The following is a 19,491-nucleotide window of genomic DNA, read 5'->3' on the forward strand; positions in this document are numbered from 1 at the left end:
GCGCGATGCGCAATGTCTTCACTGAAAGCTGTCGGTCAGTCGTTGCTGGGTGCCGAGGCATCCCGGAAGCCAAGAATGGCTTTGGTTTCCAGGTACTCCTCGAGACCTTCTGTTCCGTACTCGCGGCCGTTTCCCGATCGCTTGTAGCCCCCGAAGGGGGCATGCGGGTTCCATGCCGGATAGTTGATGTGCACCTGGCCGGAGCGGATGCGTGCCGCGACGGCGCGCGCCGCGCCGAGGTCCGTCCCTTGCACGTGGGCGCCCAGGCCGTAGACGGTGTCGTTGGCGATCTCCACGCCCTCGTCCACGCTGTCATACGGAATGATCGCAAGCACCGGCCCGAAGATCTCTTCCTGCGCGATCTGCATCTGGGAGTGCACCGCGGTGAAGATGGTCGGACGGCAATAGAAGCCGCGGCTCAAAGCCTCCGGCCGCCCAGGGCCGCCACAGATGAGCCGCGCGCCTTCGGCGATGCCCACGCCGATCATTTCCTGCACCCGATTGAACTGCGCGCGGTTCGCCACCGGGCCATGCGTCGTCCGCTGCGAACGCGGATCGCCCACGACGATGCCGCCTGCCGCTTCGAGCGCGATCCGTTCGACTTCGCCGAGGCGCGCGCGGGGCACGATCATGCGCGTCGGGGCGCTGCAGGATTGGCCGACGTTGCGGAAGCCCGCCGCCACGCCGGGCGGCACGGCGCGCGACAGGTCCGCATCCGGCAGGATGAGGTTGGGCGACTTGCCGCCGAGCTCCTGGGCCACGCGCTTCACCGTCGGGGCTGCCGCCTGGGCCACCAGCACGCCGGCCCTGGTCGAGCCGGTGATCGAGATCATGTCCACGTCAGGATGCTCGGCCAACGCAGCGCCGACCTCCGGCCCATTGCCGTTCACCAGGTTGAACACACCCGGCGGGGTGCCGGCGTCGTGCATCACCTCGGCAAAGAGCAGGGCGCTCAGGGGCGAGAGTTCGCTGGGCTTCAGGACGACCGTGCATCCAGCCGCGAGGGCGGGGCCGACCTTGGCGGTGATCTGGTAGAGCGGCCAGTTCCATGGCGTGATGAGGCCGCACACGCCGATGGCCTCGCGCACGATGGCCATGCCGCCCCGGTGGGTGACGAACGCATAGCCGCGTGCATTGTCCCGGGCCACGCGGATGTGCTCCGCTGCGGACGGCACCTGTGTGCTGCGCGCGAAGCCGATGGCAGCGCCCATTTCCAGCGAGATCGCCTGCGCGAACAGTTCTGCGCGCTCCAGGATCAGGGCGTGGACGCGATCCAGAAGCAAGGCCCTGGTCTCGGCGGAACTCGTGGACCAGGCCGCGAATGCGCGCCGCGCCGCAGCCACGGCGGCGGCGACATCGCCTGCACTGCCCAGCGCGATCTCCGCGACGGGCTCCTCGGTCGATGGGTCGACGACGGCGCTGCGGGCTTGCGCATCGGGCACGACCCATTCGCCGTCGACGAACATGCGATCCAGGCGCCCGGCGCGCCTGAGGTGCTCGACGATCGGGGCGTTCATGGCGCGGGCCTTTCGGAGACCGCGCACGGGTTGTTCGTTGCCATGCTCGACAGCGTGGCGAAGCGAGCGCTTGATCGTGCGGTGGAGTGCGTCATGACGGGCCTGAAGTCGGGGCATTGGAAGACCCAAAGCTTAGGCGGCGCGGGCCTGGCGCCGATGCTTCAATGAGGGCTTTGCGCAAAGCAGCCTGCCGTTGTGCGACTCGCCACGGCATATCCTGCTGTCGAGCAGACTCAGGGCTCCGGCGACCTGTCGGCCGGGCCGTGTTGGCGTTGGTTCGGGGAGGGGATCGGTGCCGGCGCAAGCCTGCCGATCTTGGCAGGCGTATGTCTTGCGGCCCGAGGTCTCGAGGTTTCGCTGCACCTGGTGTCCGTCGAACGCCGCCTCGGCCAGGCGGTGTCGTTCGATTCGGAAGCGCCGGTCAACGCTCGTGAGGAAAGAGCCGTTCGATCGGACAGTGCGTCTTGATGAACGGCGACTTGATGACGATGTAGCTGAAGTACTTCGAGATGCCGATGTTGCGCTCGAGCAGCCCCTCGATCACTTCCTGGTAGTGATTCACGCCGCGGGTGAGAAAGCGCAGCAGGTAGTCGTAGCCGCCGCTCACCAGGTGGCATTCGAGCACCTCGTCGATCTCGCGGATCGCGGCCTCGAAGCGCACGAAGTCTTCGCGGTGATGGTCCTGCAGCGTGACCTCGGTGAACACCGTCAGCGTGTCGCCCAGCTTCTCGAGCCGAAGGTGGGCGCCGTAGCCGGCGATGTAGCCGGCCTGCTCCAGCCGCTTCACGCGGATCAGGCAGGGGCTGGGCGACAACCCGACCGCATCGGCCAGGTCGACGTTGGTCATGCGCCCGTTCTTCTGCAGTTGCGCCAGGATGCGCAGGTCGAGTCGGTCGATCTTGTTGGCTTCTGACATGGCGGTGCCCGATTGCGAGAGAAGTTCCGATTCTGCGTCGGCCGATGGCTCTTGCGGGGTCTTGCAGCCCCTGCGTTTGCGCGCCGGCCTCTCAACTCGCCAGCGCGGCGCGGACGTCGGGCGCGTCAAGCACTTCGTCGAGCGTTTTCTTCAGCCGCGCGAACATCTGTGCGAACTCGTCCTCGGTGAAGGTGAGCGCGGGTGCAAAGCCGAGGATGTGGTCGCCGAAGGAGCGGAACACCAGGCCGTTGCGGTAGCCGGCGGCGAAGATGCGGTCGGCCAGTCCCAGCGCCGGGTCGAAGCGGCGCTTGCCGGCCTTGTCGCTCACCAGTTCCAGCGCGCCCAGCAGGCCGCGGTGGCGCGCATCGCCCACCAGCGGATGCGCGCGCAGGGCATCGAGCCCCGCCGCGAAGTGCGCCGCGCCGCGCTGGCCGTTGGCGAGGATGCCGCCTTCTTCGTAGAGCCGCAGCACCTCGAGCGCGACGGCTGCGCCGACCGGGTGCGCCGAATAGGTCGCACCGTGGCCGATGGGGGTGCCTGGGGGGGCGCCATCGGCGATCCCGGCATAGACCTTCTCGGACATCATCGTCGCGCCCATCGGCACGTAGCCGGCCGTCAGGCCCTTGGCCATGGTCATCAGGTCCGGCTCCACGCCTTCGGCCTCGCAGGCGAACATCGGGCCGGTGCGGCCAAAGCCGGTGATGACCTCGTCCACGACGAAGAGGATGTCGAGCTCGCGCGCGGCCTCGCGCATGGCCTTCAGCCAGCCCTTGGGCGGCACGATGACGCCGCCCGAGCCCTGAATCGGCTCGCAGAAGAAAGCGGCCACGTTGTCCGCGCCGAGCTCCGCCACCTTGGCGTGCAGGGCCGCGACCGACGCGGCGATCAGCGCCTCGGGATCGGCGCCCGCGGCATGGCGATAGGCGTAGGGCGATTCGATGTAGTGCTGCGTCGGCAGCGGCAGGTCGAAGCCGCGGTGAAAGGCCGGCAGCGCCGTGAGGCCCGCGCCGGTGGACGACGAGCCGTGGTAGCCGCGCTCCAGCGAAATGAACTGCTTCTTCGACGGCCGGCCGGTCGCGTTGTAGTACTGCACGATGAAGCGCACCGCGGCATCGACCGCCTCGGAGCCGCCCAGCGTGAGGTACACGCGGGTCAGCGACGCGGGCGTGATCTGCACGAGTTTCTGCGCGAGGCGGATGGCCGGCTCGCTGCTGAAGTGGAAATAGCCGGTCGCGTAAGGCAGACGGCGCATCTGCTCGGCAGCGGCCTGCACCACGCTCTCCTGCCCGTAGCCGACGTTCACGCACCACAGGCCTGCGAAGGCATCGAGCAATTCATGGCCGTTGCCATCTGTCAGCCAGGCGCCACGGCCCGAGGCCAGCACGGTGGGGCCGCGCTGCTCGTGCACGCGCCAGGGCGAGACGGGGTGGATCAGGTGCGCGCGGTCGATGGCGTCGAGCGCGGCTTGGTGGGGCAATGCGGAAGGGTGCGTCATGGGGTGTGGGGTGCAAACGCGAAGGAGCTTTGGATGCCTTCAGCTTAGGCGCCGCACTGCACGACGTGGTGCTGCTTTGGGGGGGCCGCACGAAGCAGGCTGCGGTTGTGTGCGTGGCCGGCAGCAGATCGTGCGGTGGCTCTTCGTTGTTCGATCAATACCCGCGCGCGCGATCGACCAGCCCGAGCATCGGCTTGCCCGCATCGAATCGCTCAAGGTTGTCGAGCACAACTTCCGCCGCGCTCACCGGCTGCGTCATGCTTGCGATGTGCGGCGTGAGCCGGATTCGCGGATGACGCCAGAAGGCATGTTCCGGCGGCAGCGGCTCGGGATCTGTGACGTCGAGCACCGCATCGCCGATCTGTCCGCTGGCAAGCGCGGCGAGCAGGTGCGCGTCCACGAGTTGCGGTCCGCGCCCCACGTGCACCAGGCTCGCGCCCGCGGGCAGTTGCGAGAACAGCCGCGCATCGAGGAAGCCGCGTGTCGAGTCGGTCAGCGGCAGCAGGCACACGAGGATGTCGGTGCGGGCCAGAAAGGGCGGCAGCTCGTCGGCACCGGCATGGCATTGCACGCCATCGACCGCGTGCCGCGAGCGGCTCCATCCCGCGCAGTCGAAGCCCAGCGCGACGAGTTGCGCCAGCACGGCCTGCCCGAGCGAGCCCAGCCCGAGCACCCCGATGCGCCGCTCGCCGGCGGGCAGCACGGGCAGCGGCTTCCACACGCCCTCGTCCTGCTGGCGCTGGTACTGCGGCATGTTGCGATGCAGGCCGAGCACGGCATGCGTCACGTACTCGACCATGCCGCGCACGATGCCGGGCTCGACCATGCGCACCACCGGCAATGCGGCCGGCAGCGCGGCGAAATCGAACTGGTCGACGCCCGCGCCCGAGGAGAACAGCACCTGCAGGTTCGCAAAGCGCTCGGCCATGTCGTGCGGCGGTTCCCAGGCGGCGAGAAAACGCACCGCGGCCGCATCGCCGATGTCGGGCCAGATGCGAAAATCGATGTCCGGCCGGCGGCGGCTGAACACCTCGGCCCACTGGCGACCGCGCACCGGATCGGACTTGTAGAGAAAGGTGAAGGCTCCCACGAACGGCTCCTTCAGCCCAGGGCCTGGGTCACGATGGCGAACAGCGCCGGCGCACCCGCGGGCCGGGCCAGCGGCGCACCGCGCACCATGGTCGTGGGCGCATCCACGCGCAGCAGGCCGATGCTCTCGAGCCATTCGGCCAGGCCGCTGTCGAAATCGATGTCGATGCGGGTGAAGTTGCCCGCATTCAGGCCCGCGAGGTGCGCGATCAAAGCCTTCGCACCTTCGGCATCGGGCGCCACCACCGGGCCGATGACATGGCCGCGGCCGAAGCGGCGCAGCATGGCGAAGCCCCTGGGGGTGTTGTCGTGGTCGAGCACCACGCAGGCATCGGCGCCTTGCAGCAACGCATCGACGAGCGTCTCGCGCGGCATGCCGCGCGCCACCGCATCGAGCGCCTGGAGCGCCGGCAGTTCGTTCAGGCCCGCGGGCCGCAGGCGCCAGCCGCGCTGCAGCGCGATCAGCGGCGCCGGCTGCGCAATGCCCTGGTGCTGACGGACTTCGCCGGTGCGCACGAAGCCGAGCCGCTCGTACAGCCCCCGCCCTTCCGACGTGGCGTGCAGCAGCACGGTGCGGTCTTCCATCCCTTCGAGCAAATCAGTCATGAGCCGATGTCCGATGCGGCGGCCCTGGCATGCGGGCGTGACGATCACCAGGCCGATGGTGGCGTGGCGCTCGCCCCAGCGCCAGCGCAAGGCGGTGGCGATGATCTCGCCGTCGCGCTCGACCACGGTGCCTTCGGCGTGCGCGAACACCTGTTCCCAGTCGGCCAGCCGGTGCGGCCAGCGCAGTTCGGCGGACAGCGCATGAGCATGCGGCAGGTCGGCGGAGGTCATGGGTCTGAGCACCACGCCGTCCATGGCGGGTGCGTTCGCAGCGGGTTCGGGCATCGGGAAATCTCTCTTGTTGCGGCGGAAATGGCACGTCCATCTTGGACGACATTGCGGCGCTGCACCAGACCGAATCGGCCCTTCGCCGCAACTCGCAAGCTTCGCCTGCCACGCACCCCGGTCTTGCAATTTGCTGCGGTAGCGAGCCCGCATACGCACACAAATGCCGTGTCGATCTGCCTAGCATCGATCGGCCATCGCCACACCCCGCCGCCTTTCTTCACTCCCTTGCCATGCAAGTCTTCGATCCGCGATACATCCAGCCGATTGCCGGCCCAAAAGCGTGCCCATCGACTTCGCCGCGACGCACCGAGGTGCATGGCTGCACGCTGAAAGGGCAGACCGCACGGCATGCCGTCGCCGGCCCCGCAAACCGCAGCTTCGTCGCGGCGGACACCGTTTTTCCACACATCCGTCACGCGACTGCGTGCTGCAATCACTTCGTAATGAGCTTGTCGCAATTCCCGTCCATGTACCAACTTTTTTGATCAAGGATTCGAGACCATGACCTTCCGTCCCAAGTACGTGACCTTCGACTGCTACGGCACCCTCACCCGGTTCCGCATGAAGGAGATGGCCGCCGACCTCTTCGCCGACCGCATTCCGGCCGAGCGCATGGAAGAGTTCCATGCCGACTTCACCGCCTATCGCTTCGACGAGGTGCTGGGCGACTGGAAGCCCTACGAGGTGGTGCTGAAGAACGCGGTGCGGCGCCTGTGCAGGAAATGGAAGATCCAGTACTTCGACCTGGACGCGCAGAAGATCTACGACGCGGTGCCCACCTGGAGCCCGCACGATGACGTGCCGGCCGGCCTGGCAAAGGTCGCCAAGGAAATTCCACTGGTGATCCTGTCGAACGCTTCCGACGACCAGATCCAGAAGAACGTGGCGATGCTCGGCGCGCCTTTCCACCGCGTCTACACCGCGCAGCAGGCGCAGGCCTACAAGCCGCGCCTGCAAGCCTTCGAGTACATGCTCGACTCGCTCGGTTGCAACCCGGAGGACGTGTTGCACGTGTCGTCCAGCCTGCGCTACGACCTGATGTCGGCGGACGACCTGGGCATCGTCAACAAGGTGTTCGTGAACCGCGGCCACGGCCCGGGCAACCCGGCCTATCGCTACACGGAAATCCAGGACATCGGCGGCCTTCCCGGCGTCGTCGGTCTCTGATCGCCCTGCGGTCCGCATTCCTCATCACGCCATGAAGCTCGACTCCTACTGGACCGATTCGGCGCCGGCCTTCTCCCCCGCAGCGTGTGCGTTGCCGGGGCAGCTCGACGTCGCGATCGTCGGCGGCGGCTTCACCGGCCTGTCGGCGGCGCTGGCATTCGCACGGCGCGGTGCCCGCGTCGCGGTGCTGGAGGCCGGCACGCGCGTGGCGGCAGAAGCGTCGGGCCGCAATGGCGGGCACGTCAACAACGGGCTGGCCGTGGACTATGCCGATGTGGCGGCCAAGGTCGGCGTTGAAAAAGCCCGCGCCTGGTACCACGCCTACGACGCCGCGGTGGACACCGTGGCGCGGCTGGTGCGCGACGAGGGCATCGACTGCGACTTCATGCGGCACGGCAAGCTCAAGCTCGCCACGCGCGCCAACCAGATGGACGCGCTCGAACGCAGCGCGCAGCGCCTGGTCGGCGACGGCGTGGACACCGAGGTCGAGATCCTCGATGCGGCGCGGGTGCGCGGCGAGGTGCAGAGCGAGCGCTTCCACGGCGGCCTGCTCTACAAGCGCAGCGGCCAGATGCACATGGGCCGCTTCGCCCACGGCCTGGCCACGGCCGCGCAGCGCCACGGCGCACAGATTCACACCGGCACCGCCGTGGAGCGCATCGAGCGCCTGGGCCAGGGCCATGCGCACAGGCTGCACACGGCGCGCGGCACTGTCACCGCGCAGCAGGTGCTGCTGGCCACCGGCGCCACGCGCCATGGCGGTTACGGCAGCTTCGGCTGGCTGCGCCGGCGCATCGTGCCGATCGGCAGCTTCATCGTGGTGACCGAGCCGCTGGGTGCCGAGCGCGCACACGCGCTGCTGGCGGCGCGGCGCACCTACACGACGGTGGCGAACATCCATCACTACTTCCGCCTCACGGCCGATCACCGGCTGGTGTTCGGCGGGCGCGCGCGCTTCGCGATCTCCAGCCCGCAGTCGGATGCCGCGAGCGGCGAGATCCTGCGCGCCGGGCTGGCCGAGACCTTTCCGCAACTGGGCGCCGTGCGCCTGGACTACTGCTGGGGCGGTCTGGTCGACATGACGCAGGACCGCCTGCCCCACGCGGGCGAACGCGACGGCCTCTACTACGCCATGGGCTACAGCGGCCACGGCACGCAGATGTCGGTCCACATGGGCGAGCGCATGGCTGCCGCGATGAACGGCGACGCCAACGCCAACCCCTGGCAGGGCCGTGCATGGCCCGCCATCCCCGGCCACTTCGGTGCGCCCTGGTTCCTGCCGGCGGTGGGCATGTACTACCGGCTCAAGGACAGGCTGGCCTGAGCACCCGCCGCCGATCTGCATTCCCCTCGATTTCTTCCACCCCACGGCCTCCCAGGAGTACCCACCATGAGCGACAGCAACAACAAGAGCCTCGAACAACTTGTCGGCCCCGGCGAAAGCCTGCGCGTGATGACATCGCTCCGGCGCGGCGCCTCGCGGCGGGACATCCTGGCGATGCTGATGGCCGGCGGGATGCAGGCCACGCTGGCGGGCAGTCTCGCGGGCATGGCGGTGTCGGCCCACGCGCAGAAGCCGCGCCGCGGCGGCCGCATCCGGGTGGCGGGCGCCACCGCCGCGGCCACCGACACGCTCGATCCGGCCAAGCAGTCGAACCAGACCGACTACTCGCGCTGCAACATGGTCTACAACGGCCTGACCTCGCTCGACGGCAGCCTCACGCCGCAGCCTGCGCTGGCCGAGTCGTTCACCACCAAGGATGCAAAGATCTGGATCTTCACGCTGCGCAAGGGCGTGACCTTCCATGACGGCAAGGCACTCTCGCCCGCCGATGTGGTGTTCTCGGTCATGCGCCACAAGGACCCGGCCACCGCGTCCAAGGCCAAGGTGCTCGCCGACCAGATCGAGAGCGTGAAGGCCAGCGGCCCGAACGAAGTGACGGTGGTGCTCACCGCGCCGAACGCCGACCTGCCGGTGATCCTGGGAACCTCGCACTTCCAGATCGTCAAGGAAGGCACCACCGACTTCAACGCCGGCATCGGCACCGGGCCCTACAAGCTGAAGGAATTCAAGCCCGGCATCCGTTCGGTGGTGGTGCGCAACGATGCCTACTGGAAGCCCGGCAAGCCGTACCTGGACGAGATCGAGTTCGTGGGCATCGGCGACGAGAGCGCGCGGGTCAATGCGCTGCTGTCGGGCGGCATGGACCTGGTGGGCTCGGTCAACCCGCGCTCGGTCGAGCGCGTGAAGGGCTCGCCCGGCTTCGGCATCTTCGTCACGCAATCGGGCCAGTACTCCGACCTGGTGATGCGCAAGGACGTGGGGCCCGGCGCCAACCCGGACTTCGTGCTTGGCATGAAGCACCTGTTCGACCGCGAGCAGATGAAGAAGACCATCGCGCTCGACTACGCGGTGATCGGCAACGACCAGCCCATCGACCCGACCAACCGCTTCCACTTCGCCGGCCTGCCGCAGCGCCCCTTCGACCTGGACAAGGCGAAGTTCCACCTGCAGAAGTCGGGCATCACCGGCAAGGTGCCGATGGTGGCATCGCCCGCGGCGCTGTACTCGGTCGAGATGTCCCTGTTGCTGCAGCAGACCGCGCAGCGCGCCGGCCTGGAGCTGGACATCAAGCGCATGCCGGCCGACGGCTACTGGTCGAACCACTGGCTCAACAGCCACGTCGGTTTCGGCAACGTGAATCCGCGCCCGAGCGCCGACGTGCTGCTCACCCAGTTCTTCCAGTCGGGTGCGGCATGGAACGAGTCGCGCTGGAAGAGCGAGAAGTTCGACCAGCTGCTGCTCGCCTCGCGCGCCGAGACCGACCTGGCCAAGCGCAAGCAGATGTATGCCGACATGCAGACCATGATCCACCAGGACGCGGGCATCGGCATTCCGCTGTTCCTTGCGAGCATCGACGGCCACACGTCGAAGCTCAAGGGCCTGTCGCCGATTCCGCTGGGCGGGCTCATGGGCTACAACTTCGCCGAGAACGTATGGCTCGAGGCATGACGCGCGCGGGCCATCGCTCCACGGGATGTGCGCCATGAACCGCGTGATCCTCAAGCTCCTCGGCCAGCGCATCGCGCTTGCGCTGCTGTCGCTCCTGGCGGTGTCGGTGGTCGTGTTCGCGATCACCGCGGTGCTGCCCGGCGATGCGGCGCAGGAGCAGCTCGGCCAGGACGCCACGCCCGAAGCGGTGGCGGCGCTCCGCGCCCAGATGGGCCTGGACGTGCCGGCGCCCGAGCGCTATGCGAAGTGGCTCCTGGGCATGCTCAAGGGCGACCCCGGCCTCTCGGCCACCACGCAGATGCCGGTGGCCGACCTGGTGGCCAGCCGCCTGCCCAACTCGCTGCTGCTGGCGGCCGTGACCGCGCTGTTCTCGGTGCCGATCGCGCTGACGCTGGGCATCGCCTCGGCGGTGTGGCGCGGCTCGTGGTTCGACCGCGCCGCCTCGACGAGCGCGGTGGCGGTGGTGTCGGTGCCGGAGTTCCTGGTCGCGACGCTGGCGGTGCTGGTGTTCGCGGTCAAGCTGCGCTGGCTGCCGGCGCTTTCGTTCGTCAGCGACATCGAGTCGCTGGGCCAGCTGCTGCGCGCCTTCGCCATGCCGGTGCTGGTGCTGTGCTGCGTGATCGTGGCCCAGATGATGCGCATGACGCGCGCCGCGGTCATCGACCAGCTCGAGGCGCCCTACATCGAGATGGTGCGCCTGAAGGGCGCCTCGCCGATGCGCATGGTGCTCGCGCATGCGCTGCCCAATGCGGTGGGGCCGATCGCCAACGCGGTGGCGCTGAGCCTGTCGTACCTGCTGGGCGGCGTGATCATCGTGGAGACCATCTTCAACTACCCGGGCATCGCCAAGCTGATGGTCGACGGCGTCTCGCAGCGCGACATGCCGCTGGTGCAGACCTGCGCCATGATCTTCTGCTGCGCCTACCTGATCCTGGTGACGACGGCCGACATCTTCGGCATCCTCGCCAATCCGCGGCTGCGGCACCGCTGAAGGGGAACCTCATGGAAACCTCCACCTCTTCAGGCGCTGCAAGCGCCGCGGCGCCCGTGGTGCCGGCGCCGCAGGAACGCAGGGGCCGCATGCTGCCGTGGCTCGGCGGCTTCGGCGTCTCGGGCCTGCTGGGTCTCGCGGTGCTTGTGTTCTGGCTGCTCGCGGCGCTGCTCGGTCCGTGGATGCTCTCGCACAGCACGGCGGCGATGGGCACCTCCAACGTCTTCGAGCCGATCAGCGCGGCGCATTGGCTGGGCACCGACTACCTCGGTCGCGACATGCTGGCGCTCATCATCGAGGGCGCGCGCTACACGATCGGCGTCGCGCTGCTGGCCACGCTGCTGGCCAGCGGAACCGGCACCGCGCTCGCGCTGCTGGCCGCCGCCAGCGGCCGCTGGATCGACGCGGTGCTCAGCCGCGGCCTCGACACGCTGACCGCGATCCCGAGCAAGATGTTCGCGCTGATCATGGTGGCGGGCTTCGGTTCGTCGGTGGCGATGCTGGTGGTCACCGCGGCCGTCATCTACGTGCCCGGCGCCTACCGCATGGCGCGCTCGCTGGCCGTGAACATCAACGCGCTCGACTACGTGACCGTGGCGCGCACGCGCGGCGAAGGCACGCTCTACATCATGCTGCGCGAGATCCTGCCCAACATCCTCGGACCGATGCTGGCCGACCTGGGCCTGCGCTTCGTGTATGTCGTGCTGCTGCTGGCGAGCCTGAGCTTTCTTGGCCTGGGCATCCAGCCGCCGGCGGCCGACTGGGGTTCGCTGGTGCGCGAGAACATCGGCGCGCTGGCCATGGGCGGCGCCTCGGTGATCGTGCCGGCGCTGGCCATCGCGAGCCTGACCATCGCGGTCAATCTCGTCATCGACAACCTGCCCGGCCGTGCCGCGCGCGAACGAGGGAAACGCTGATGGGTGCATCACTCACTGTCCAGGGCCTGTGCATCTGCGCCGGCGCCAGCACGCTGGTCGACAACCTGAGCTTCTCGGTGCAGCCGGGCGAGGTGCTCGCGCTCATCGGCGAGTCGGGCTCGGGCAAGACCACCACGGCGCTCGCGCTGATGGGTCATGTGCGCGACGGCTGCCGCATCGCGGGCGGCCGCGTGCGGATCGGCGACACCGACGTGCTGGCGCTCGATGCGCGTGCGCAGCGCGCATTGCGCGGCCGCACCGTCGCCTACATCGCGCAGAGCGCGGCCGCATCGTTCAACCCCTCGCGAACGATCATGGACCAGGTGGTCGAGCCCACCGTGATCCACGGCCTGTGCAAGCGCGCCGAGGCCGAGGCCAAGGCGGTGCAGCTCTTCCGCGAACTCGCGCTGCCCGATCCGGAAGGCATCGGCGCGCGCTATCCGCATCAAGTGTCGGGCGGCCAGCTGCAACGGCTGATGGCGGCGATGGCACTCATCGGCGACCCCGACCTGGTGATCCTGGACGAGCCGACCACCGCGCTCGACGTGACCACGCAGATCGAGGTGCTGCGCGCGTTCCGCCGCGTGGTGCGCGAGCGCCGCGCCACCGCCGTGTACGTGAGCCACGACCTGGCGGTGGTGGCGCAGATGGCCGACCACATCCTGGTGCTGCGCAACGGCCGCATGCGCGAGTTGAACGCGACAGGGCAGATCCTCGCCGCGCCGGCCGACGAATACACGAAGAGCCTGCTGGCCGCCGCGCGGCCGGTGCCGCGTGCTTCAGCCGGAGCCACCGACGACGGCCGCGAGCTGCTGCTCGAGGTGCGCCAGCTCTCGGCCGGCTACGGGCCGGTGGATGCGCAGGGACGCCCGGCCAAGCCGATCCTGGAAGACATCGACCTCAAGCTCTACCGCGGCCAGGCCATCGGCGTGATCGGCGAGTCGGGCTCGGGCAAGACCACGCTGGCCCGCGCGGTGGCGGGCCTTCTCAAGCCCAGCCACGGCAGCGTGCTGTTCCACGGCCGCGAACTGAAGCCGACGCTGCAGCAGCGCGAGCGCGACGAGCTGCGCCGCATCCAGATCGTGTTCCAGATGGCCGACACGGCGCTCAATCCGTCGCAGACCATCGAGCGCATCCTGGCGCGGCCGCTGCAGTTCTACAAAGGCCTGCGCGGCGAGCCGCTGCGCCGGCGCATCCGCGAGTTGCTGGACCTGGTGAAGCTGCCGCAGACCGTGGCCGGGCGCCTGCCGGGCGGCCTCTCGGGCGGGCAGAAGCAGCGCGTGAACCTGGCGCGCGCGCTCGCGGCCGACCCCGACCTGATCCTGTGCGACGAAGTCACGTCGGCGCTCGACACGGTGGTCGGCGCGGCGGTGCTCGACCTCATGGCGGAGCTGCGGCGCGAACTGGGCGTGTCCTACCTCTTCATCAGCCACGACCTGCACACGGTGCGTGCGGTGTGCGACGAAATCGTGGTGATGCAGCACGGCAAGAAGCTCGCGCAGGTGGCGCGCGCCGACTACGACCGCGGCCCGCACCACCCCTACTACGAGCTGCTGGCGCGCTCGGTCCCCGAGTTGCGCCAAGGCTGGCTCGACGACATGGATCGCATGGACCGCGCCACGGCGCTCGCATCATGAGAAAGACCGAAATGACGCCGACCTTCCGCATCGCGCTGATTGCCGGCGACGGCATCGGCAAGGAAGTGATGCCCGAGGGCCTGCGCGTGGTGCAGGCCGCCGCGGAGCGCTTCGGCTTCGAACTCGACTGCCGCACCATCGACTGGGCCAGCGCCGACTACTACGCAGCGCACGGCCAGATGATGCCGGACGACTGGAAGGAGCAGCTCAAGGGTGTCGATGCGCTGTACTTCGGCGCCGTCGGCTGGCCGGCGACCGTGCCCGACCACGTGTCGCTCTGGGGATCGCTCCTGAAATTCCGCCGCGAGTTCGACCAGTACATCAACCTGCGCCCGGTGCGCCTGTTCGAAGGCGTGCCTTGCCCGCTGGCCGGCCGCAAGCCCGGCGACATCGACTACCTCGTGGTGCGCGAGAACACCGAGGGCGAATACACCTCGCTGGGCGGCGTGATGTACGAAGGCACCGACCGCGAGATCGTGGTGCAGGAGTCGGTGTTCTCGCGCCACGGCGCCGATCGCGTGCTGCGGTACGCCTGCGAGACCGCGCGTGCGCGCAAGCGCAAGCACCTGACGGTGGCCACCAAGAGCAACGGCATCGCGATCAGCATGCCCTGGTGGGACGGCCGCGCCGATGCGGTGGGCCTCGACTTTCCCGACGTGACGGTCGACAAGCAGCACATCGACATCCTCTCGGCGCGCTTCGTGCTGCAGCCCACGCGCTTCGACGTGGTGGTGGCGAGCAACCTGTTCGGCGACATCCTCTCCGACCTCGGGCCCGCGACCACCGGCACCATCGGCCTGGCGCCGTCGGCCAACCTCAATCCGGAGCGCAAGTTTCCGTCGCTCTTCGAGCCGGTGCACGGCTCGGCGCCCGACATCTATGGCCAGAACATCGCCAACCCGATCGCGATGATCTGGTCGGGCGCGCTGATGCTGGACTTCCTCACGCAAGGGCAGGGCGCGGGGCGCGCGGCGCACGACGCCATCCTCGGCGCGATCGAGGCGGTGCTGCGCGAAGGGCCGCGCACGCGCGACCTGGGCGGCACGGCTTCCACGACGGAACTGGGCATCGCCATTGCCGAACGCGTGGCCGGCGCCTGAAGCGCAACCTGCAGTCATTCCTCACCAACTTTTTCGACCATGCCACTCACACTCCAACGCCAGGACCTGCTGCCAGGCCGTCATCTCATCGGCGCCGAATGGCGCGAGGCCAGCGACGCCCGCCGCCTGGACGTGACCAACCCCGCCACCGACGCCGTCTTCGCGAGCGTGCCCGACGGCACGGCCGCCGACGCACGCGCGGCTGTCGATGCGGCGCACGCAGCCTTCCCCGCATGGCGTGCGGTGCCTGCCAAGCAGCGTGCGCAGATCCTCAAGCGCTGGAACGACCTGATGCTCGCGCACCAGGAGGACCTGGGCCGCCTGATCTCGCGCGAACAGGGCAAGCCGTTGGCCGAGGGCCGCGGTGAAGTGGCCTATGCGGCCAGCTATGTCGAGTGGTTCGCCGAAGAGGCCACGCGCGCCAACGGCGAGGTGATTCCCGCGCCGGTGAGCGGCCGCCGCATGCTCGCGCTGAAGGAGCCCGTGGGCGTGGTCGCCGCGATCACGCCGTGGAATTTTCCGGCCGCGATGATCGCCCGCAAGATCGCCCCCGCGCTGGCCGCGGGCTGCACCGTGGTCTGCAAGCCGGCCGAAGACACGCCGCTGACTTCGCTCGCGCTCGTGAAGCTGGCCCAGGAAGCGGGCGTGCCGGCGGGCGTGCTCAACATCGTCACCGCCTCGCGCGAACGCACGCCCGACGTGGTCGACGTGTGGCTCGCGGATGCGCGCGTGCGCAAGATCAGCTTCACCGGCTCCACGCCCGTCGGCAAGCACCTCGCGCGCGCCTCGGCCGACACGCTGAAGAAGCTGTCGCTCGAGCTCGGCGGCAACGCCCCCTTCATCGTGTTCGAGGACGCCGACATCGACGCCGCGGTCGAAGGCCTGATGGCCGCCAAGTTCCGCAACGGCGGCCAGACCTGCGTGTGCCCGAACCGCGTGTTCGTGCAGGCCCGGGTGCACGACGCCTTCGTCGACAAGCTGGCCGCACGGGTCGGTGCGCTGCGGGTCGGCCCGGCGACCGAGTCCGACTCGCAGATCGGCCCGATGATCAACGCGCGCGCGGTCGACAAGATCGAGCGCCACGTGCGTGATGCCGTCTCCAGGGGCGCGCGCATCGTCGTCGGCGGCGAGCGGCTGCGCAACGCGCATTGCGACGGCCCCAACTACTACGCACCCACCGTGCTGGTGAATGCCGATTCAACGATGGAATGCAGCTGCGAGGAAACCTTCGGCCCCGTGGTGCCGGTCACGCGCTTCGAGACCGAGGCCGAGGTGATCGCCGCCGCCAACGACACGCCCTTCGGGCTCGCGGCGTATTTCTATTCGACCGACGTGCGCCGCATCGCGCGCGTGGCCGATGCGCTGGAGTCGGGCATCGTCGGCATCAACGAAGGCGCTCTGGCGGCCGAGGCCGCGCCCTTCGGCGGCGTGAAGGAATCGGGCTATGGCCGCGAAGGCTCGGTGCATGGCCTGGAGGACTACATGCACATCAAGTACGTGTGCCAGGGGCAGCTGTAACGGCGCATGGTCGTATGCCGCAACTGGGACTTCGACGACGCGGAAGACGGCAAGGTTCGTGCGGGTGTGTTCGAGTCGACGGTTGGCGTCACCCCCAGAAATAGCGTCGGTCCCGACTGGAGCGAACTGCCTCCCGGCGGTCTCAATTTTTTTCGCACGCCCAGCGGGTCAATTTCGGCGGCAATCGACAGCAATGCCATTGGCCGAGATTAATTGTCTATCTCGATGATTTAGGGCGGAGCCAATTCCTTCGGCAGGGGCGCGGCTCAAGCACTCATCGGGCAGCATGTTCCGCTGCCGGTGGCAATTGAATTGCGCAGGGCAATTGCACATGCCAATTGCCTGAGGTAACGTGTAAATCGAATTCATCGAGCCGCTGTCAATACCGGGGACTCGAACACAAAGCGGTTTGCGCCCTCTGCCCAGTCATAGGCGGGGCCGTCTTCGGCCCGCAGGGCTCCACGTCCGACCCAGCGCAATCTTCGCCCTAATTCTTTCCTAATCAATAGGTCAGCCCGCGGTCAGGATGCCTGTGGCTGTGAATTGGCGCGCCGTAAATGTATTCATTGAATTAGCAAAGAATTAGCAAAAAGCCCGCTGCTCTTTTGACACATGGATGTCACCCGCTATTTCTACATTGCTCCTCGATGTGGCGTTTCGTACTCAAACGCACGATGCCCGCATGCCTCATGAAGGCCGGTCAAAACCATCGATAACCAACTGCCCCATATATATGATGATTTTCCAGAAAAGAGTTTTGCTCTCGTCATTGACGACGGTTGCAGCCTGCGTGCTGGCCGCTTGCGGCGGCGGAAGCGACGGAGGGAGCGGCTTCTTCCCGATCGTTCCTCCCCCGAGCAACACGAGCAGCACGACCTACAGCGGCGTGGTGGCCGCCAGCGGCTACGTGCCGGGCAGCACCACCGGCAACCCGACCCTGAAGCCCGGCTACTACCAGAAGGCCACCGTCTTCGTCGATGCCAACGGCAACGGCGTGCTCGACAGCGGCGAAACCTCGACCGTCACCGATGCAAGCGGCAAGTTCACGCTGACCACCAGCGCCACCGGACAGCTGGTGGCCGACATCGGCACCTCGGCGACCAACACCGCCACCGGCGCTGCCGTGGCCAGCCACCTGATCCTGCGCGCCTCGGCGGCGCAGATCGCCGACCAGGGCGCGGACAAGATCGTCATCAGCCCGCTGTCGAGCGAAGCGCAGCGCCTGGTGGAAGCCAACGGCAGCGACTACGCGACCGAAAAGGCCAACCTCGTCGCACGCATGAACGGCCCGGCCTTCAACCTCGGCGATGCGAAGTTCAGCGACCCGCTGGCGGACGTGAACACCCTGGGCGGCGCCACCCAGTACGCCGCGCTGTACCAGGACAACGAGCTGACCAACCGCTACGCCTACGCGACGGCCAAGCTCGACCGCAAGGACATGTTCCCCGACAACCTCGCCGTCGCGGGCGGCGACCCGCGCCTGGTCGGCCTCGCGGGCGTGACCCTCACCAACTCCGACGGCACCAAGGCCACCCCCTCGGCGCCGACGCAGAAGCAGGCGGCCATCACGTTCGCAGAGGCGCAGCAGGCGGCCTTCAATGTGGAAGGCGTGCCGGCCTACGACAACATCTTCGTGATCATCGAAGAAAACAAGTCGACCGATGCGATCGTCGGCAACCCGCGGGCCGTGAACATCAATCACATCCTGAACAACTACAACCAGCTGAGCACGTACTACTCGACCGGCAACCCGTCCGAGCCGAACTACACCGCGCTGGGCGGCGGCGACGACTTCGGTATCCACGACGACAACTGGTTCGGCTGCGGCGCCGTCGCGCCCTACGACATCAAGGACGTCGCATTCGCCGGCGGCACCGCCTCCGACGGTCAGCCCCTGCCCGCCCAGGGCGATCGCCCGCCGACGAACACGCGCGCCGGCTGGAGCGGGACCGCCGGAGCGACCTGCAGCGACACGCCGACGGGCGGCACCGTGCACAACGTTCCCGGCGACAACCTGTTCACGCTGATGTCCAGGACGGGCCGCACCATCCGCACCTACAGCGAGTCGATGAACCCCGGCCAGGATGTGCGCGGCGACAGCATCGCCGACGCCGGCGTGACCGCCACATATGACACGAGCCGCCTGAAGGGCGTCACCAACCTGGACGGCTCGGCCATCCCGACCCTTGTCGGCACGCCCAACTTCGCGGTGGTGAACGGTCTCTACAAGGTCAAGCACGGTCCGTCGATCGCCTTCCAGTCCGCACGCAACCTGCCCGAGTTCGCGGCCACCAACCGCACCATCTTCGGCACGCAGTACCAGGAAGCGGACTGGCTCAAGACCACGGCCTACAAGGTGCCGAGCGGCTGGGTCTACGACCAGTTCTCCAAGGACCTGGCCGCGGGCGACGTGGGCAACATCAACTTCATCGTGCCGGACCAGTGCGACGACATGCACGGCGTGGGCAGCGACGCGAGCTGCCAGGGCGGCAACGACGGCCAGGGCCCCAACATCAAGCGTGCCGACATCTACCTGGGCATGACGGTCAAGGCGATCCAGAACTCGGCGCTGTGGAAGAACCCGCACAAGCGCGTGGCGATCGTGGTGATGTTCGACGAAGGCGAAGGCGGCAGCAACGGTTCTTGCTGCGGCTGGAACGCGGGCGGCCCGAACTCCGGCGCCGCACCGGTGACCGTGGACGCGAGCGGCAAGGCCGTCGCCACCACCCCGCCGGCCAACTACGCCGGCGGCAACTTCGGCCACGGCAACTCGATCTTCGGCATCCTCACCAACCAGCAGGACGTGGGCACGGCGAAGAAGAAGGTCGCGGACAGCGACGCCTACAGCCACTTCTCGTTCCTGCGCACGCTGCAGGACATGTTCCAGATCGCCGACCCGGCCGTCGATGCGACGTACCTGAACCGCGCCAAGTATTCGGAAGCGTTCATCACGGCCAACATCCTGGCGCTGCCCGAGTACCAGAACAGCGCGGACACGCACTTCGACTCGGTGCGGCCGATCAACCATGCCTACGTGATCCCGGCCAACTACAAGCAGAAGCTGTACGCGAACGACATCGTCGGCGTGCAGGACCCGGAGACGGGCAAGCTGGAAGGCCAGATCACGCCGCAGGTCGGTGCCGACGCGAGCCAGAGCAGCGTCTGGGCGACGAAGTAAACAGACCCCGACGACAGACGACAGAAAAGCCGCGGAGGGTTCGCAGGCGTCTCGCCTGC

The 19,491-nt window shown here is 68.1% G+C and carries 15 protein-coding genes; 10 read left to right on the plus strand and 5 right to left on the minus strand.

Annotated elements, in window-relative coordinates:
* Positions 1 to 35: 35 nt before the first annotated feature.
* The 5 genes from J2W23_RS10980 to J2W23_RS11000 form a co-directional block, all read right to left on the minus strand.
* Positions 36 to 1,517: an aldehyde dehydrogenase family protein gene (locus J2W23_RS10980; RefSeq protein ID WP_307648734.1), complete on the minus strand. Its 1,482-nt coding sequence runs from the start codon at positions 1,515 to 1,517 to the stop codon at positions 36 to 38.
* A 421-nt stretch (positions 1,518 to 1,938) separates the two neighbouring features.
* Positions 1,939 to 2,433 carry an Lrp/AsnC family transcriptional regulator gene (locus J2W23_RS10985; protein WP_176659645.1) on the minus strand — a complete coding sequence of 165 codons (495 nt, stop codon included), beginning with the start codon at positions 2,431 to 2,433 and terminating at the stop codon, positions 1,939 to 1,941.
* Positions 2,434 to 2,524: 91 nt separating this feature from the next.
* Positions 2,525 to 3,928, minus strand: coding sequence for an aspartate aminotransferase family protein (locus J2W23_RS10990; protein ID WP_307648735.1), 1,404 nt, complete (start codon positions 3,926 to 3,928; stop codon positions 2,525 to 2,527).
* 154 nt (positions 3,929 to 4,082) lie between these two features.
* Positions 4,083 to 5,018 (minus strand): 2-hydroxyacid dehydrogenase, encoded by a 936-nt coding sequence (locus J2W23_RS10995; protein WP_307648736.1) that lies wholly within the window; start codon positions 5,016 to 5,018, stop codon positions 4,083 to 4,085.
* 11 nt (positions 5,019 to 5,029) lie between these two features.
* Positions 5,030 to 5,908 (minus strand): GNAT family N-acetyltransferase, encoded by an 879-nt coding sequence (locus J2W23_RS11000; RefSeq protein ID WP_307648737.1) that lies wholly within the window; start codon positions 5,906 to 5,908, stop codon positions 5,030 to 5,032.
* Positions 5,909 to 6,141: 233 nt separating this feature from the next.
* On the opposite strand from J2W23_RS11000, the gene J2W23_RS11005 reads away from it, so the two are divergent.
* The 10 genes from J2W23_RS11005 to J2W23_RS11050 all read left to right on the plus strand — a co-directional run bounded on the left by J2W23_RS11005 (position 6,142) and on the right by J2W23_RS11050 (position 19,432).
* On the plus strand, positions 6,142 to 6,396 hold the full coding sequence (locus tag J2W23_RS11005) for a hypothetical protein (RefSeq protein ID WP_307648738.1): 255 nt from the start codon (positions 6,142 to 6,144) through the stop codon (positions 6,394 to 6,396).
* A 16-nt stretch (positions 6,397 to 6,412) separates the two neighbouring features.
* Positions 6,413 to 7,078, plus strand: coding sequence for a haloacid dehalogenase type II (locus J2W23_RS11010; protein ID WP_176659649.1), 666 nt, complete (start codon positions 6,413 to 6,415; stop codon positions 7,076 to 7,078).
* A 31-nt stretch (positions 7,079 to 7,109) separates the two neighbouring features.
* Complete coding sequence (locus tag J2W23_RS11015) at positions 7,110 to 8,402, plus strand: NAD(P)/FAD-dependent oxidoreductase (protein ID WP_307648739.1); 1,293 nt, start codon at positions 7,110 to 7,112, stop codon at positions 8,400 to 8,402.
* Between the two features lie 66 nt (positions 8,403 to 8,468).
* Positions 8,469 to 10,091 carry an ABC transporter substrate-binding protein gene (locus J2W23_RS11020; RefSeq protein WP_176659651.1) on the plus strand — a complete coding sequence of 541 codons (1,623 nt, stop codon included), beginning with the start codon at positions 8,469 to 8,471 and terminating at the stop codon, positions 10,089 to 10,091.
* 34 nt (positions 10,092 to 10,125) lie between these two features.
* A complete protein-coding gene (locus J2W23_RS11025; RefSeq protein WP_176659652.1) occupies positions 10,126 to 11,082 on the plus strand; it encodes an ABC transporter permease in 957 nt (318 codons plus the stop codon).
* 11 nt (positions 11,083 to 11,093) lie between these two features.
* Positions 11,094 to 11,999, plus strand: coding sequence for an ABC transporter permease (locus J2W23_RS11030; RefSeq protein WP_176659653.1), 906 nt, complete (start codon positions 11,094 to 11,096; stop codon positions 11,997 to 11,999).
* Complete coding sequence (locus tag J2W23_RS11035; RefSeq protein WP_176659654.1) at positions 11,999 to 13,636, plus strand: ABC transporter ATP-binding protein; 1,638 nt, start codon at positions 11,999 to 12,001, stop codon at positions 13,634 to 13,636. Before J2W23_RS11030 ends, J2W23_RS11035 begins: the two co-directional genes overlap by 1 nt.
* A gap of 11 nt (positions 13,637 to 13,647) precedes the next feature.
* Entirely contained in the window at positions 13,648 to 14,736 is a 1,089-nt protein-coding gene (locus J2W23_RS11040; RefSeq protein WP_307648878.1) for a tartrate dehydrogenase, read from the plus strand.
* Positions 14,737 to 14,775: 39 nt separating this feature from the next.
* A complete protein-coding gene (locus tag J2W23_RS11045) occupies positions 14,776 to 16,254 on the plus strand; it encodes an NAD-dependent succinate-semialdehyde dehydrogenase (protein ID WP_307648740.1) in 1,479 nt (492 codons plus the stop codon).
* Positions 16,255 to 16,987: 733 nt separating this feature from the next.
* Complete coding sequence (locus J2W23_RS11050; protein WP_373423916.1) at positions 16,988 to 19,432, plus strand: alkaline phosphatase family protein; 2,445 nt, start codon at positions 16,988 to 16,990, stop codon at positions 19,430 to 19,432.
* The last annotated feature ends 59 nt before the right edge of the window (positions 19,433 to 19,491 follow it).

Origin of the sequence: Variovorax boronicumulans (assembly GCF_030812215.1) — a bacterium.
In the GTDB taxonomy this organism is placed as follows: domain Bacteria; phylum Pseudomonadota; class Gammaproteobacteria; order Burkholderiales; family Burkholderiaceae_C; genus Variovorax; species Variovorax boronicumulans_C.